Here is a 2032-nt window from a genome sequence, read left to right as displayed (position 1 = left end):
CGCTATGGCAGTCGACTGTCATAGTCAAGTCCGTTCGGAACACATGAGAAAGCCGGACGTGTGTCGATGAGTCGTGTCAGAATCCTCGCAGGGAGTGACAGTTGACTGTCATCAGCGGATCGGGAGGACGATGGTCGACGACGGCATGCCCGCGGGCTTGACGGATCCGATCCGGGGGAGCAGCGAGCCGGGCCGGACGTGGACGCTGACGAACGTCGGCGAGGCCACCCCGGACATCCTGTCGCCGCTGTGCTGGTCGCTCTGGGGTCGTGGAGTCGAACTGGCTTCTCGCGCAGGCATGTACGACTTCGGCGTGCTTCCTCGGGCTGCACTCGTCGTCCCCGAGGATCCGAACCAATGGGCGACGGCCTGTTTCTACGGCAGGCAGGCGATGAACGTCGATCGGGCCCGTGAACTGGCGGGTCTCCTGCCGGGCATGGACGGTGACGACTTCGAACGCGACCTGTTGGGTTCGGTGCGCGTCGATGCCACGCCCACCAAGAGTGACCCGATGAGGCTGCCCTTCGTAGCGGTAAAGGCGCCGCTGGCGGCGATTCGACAGCGCTGGGCGCCCCAGTGCGCGCACGACGAGCAGATGGACTGGTGGCGAGCCGAGGTGCTGCCGGGCGATCCAGCCGATCCCCGTGCCCTGCTGGCCGATTCGGTGCACCGGTTCACCACCGTCATGCGGGCCCATGTCCGCACTCGGATGATTCTGAACGGGCTTCGGTCTCAGGTCGAGTCGATAACCGGCCGACTCGGACGTGCGGATCTGGTGCCGACGTTGCTCGCCGGGTACGGCGGCGTCATCGAGACCAGCCTCGCCGACGACGTGTGGTCGGTGGGGCAGGGCCATCTGTCGGTCGCCGAGTTCGTCGAGCAGCATGGATTCCACGGCCCCAACGAGGGCAATGTCATCGGGCATTCGTGGCGGGAGGATCCCGAGGCGGTGGTCCGAATCGCCGCCGTTCACTCGGGCAGGCCGGAAGCCGAACGGCCTCGGGTACGGGCGGGCCGGGCGGTGGCCGCCCGCGAGCGCGCGGAAGCCGAACTGCTGGCCGGCATGCCCGCGCTGCAGGGTCGGATCTTTCGCAGACTCCTGCAGTTCACCGGAGCCCAGGTGCGGTCGGTGGAACTCACCAAGGCCGGCTTCCTCACCGCGGTGGACGGAACTCGGTCTGCCGCAGGGGCGCTAGGCCGGGAGTTGGTGGCGGCGGGCAAGCTCGATTCCCCGGACGACACCTTCTACCTCACCACCGACGAGCTACTCGGCACCCTGCCGCGCAATGCGCGCGAACTCGTCGTCTTCCGCAGGGAACGGCGTGAAGAGTATCGGGCACTGGAGCTTCCGGTCATCTTCACCGGGATGCCGGAGCCCGTCGCAATCGAACTTGCGCCGCTTGACGATGATCGCAGTGTGCGCGGTACGCCTGCGGGGCCCGGTGTGGTCGAGGGCACCGTGCGGGTCGTGCTCGACGCCGACTCCGACGACGTGCTCGAAGACGGCGAGGTGCTGGTGTGCAAGTTCGTCGACCCTGGGTGGACGGCGCTGGTGTCGCTCGCGGGTGCGCTCGTCACCGACATCGGCAGCGCCGCCAGCCACGGCGCGATCGTTGCCCGTGAGCTTGGCATCACCTGTGTCGTCGGGACGGGGAACGGAACCAGGGTGTTGCACACCGGAGACGTCGTGCGGGTGGATGGCTCGACCGGCGAGATCGCCGTACTGGCCCGGTCGGCCGGATAGGAAGGGACACCAATGAGCAGCGTCGTCCAGCAGTTGTCATCCGGGCTGAGCCCGGACACCGAGCGCACCCTCCGGGCCTGCCCCGACATTCCCGCGTGGACGGAGAACCTGCTCTTCACACCATACGACCCGGTCAACGACATCGGCATGTGGCTGCATCTGGGCACCGTCGCCGATAAGTGGGAGACGTGGGAAGACCGCGTGCTCATCGCGCTCCCCGAGGATCAGGGCGTGCTCACCATGTGGGCCTATCATCGTACCGTCGCCGAGCGTCAGCCCGCGGGCGCA

At 67.4% G+C, this 2032-nt stretch carries 1 protein-coding gene and 1 pseudogene; both read left to right on the top strand.

All coding sequences use genetic code 11. The features are described from left to right. Nucleotides 1–130 precede the first annotated feature (130 nt). On the top strand, nt 131–1744 hold the full coding sequence (locus tag ACRDUX_RS01930; protein ID WP_526410479.1) for a PEP-utilizing enzyme: 1614 nt from the start codon (nt 131–133) through the stop codon (nt 1742–1744). Nucleotides 1745–1756: 12 nt separating this feature from the next. Continuing rightward, nucleotides 1757–2032: pseudogene (locus ACRDUX_RS01925) on the top strand (6-phosphofructokinase); the annotation flags it as partial.

The sequence above is a fragment of the Mycobacterium sp. genome (genome assembly GCF_050701675.1).
Taxonomy (GTDB): Bacteria; Actinomycetota; Actinomycetes; order Mycobacteriales; family Mycobacteriaceae; genus Mycobacterium.
The sequence above is the reverse complement of the archived record's forward strand: the minus strand, read 5'-3'. Positions and strand labels throughout refer to the sequence as shown.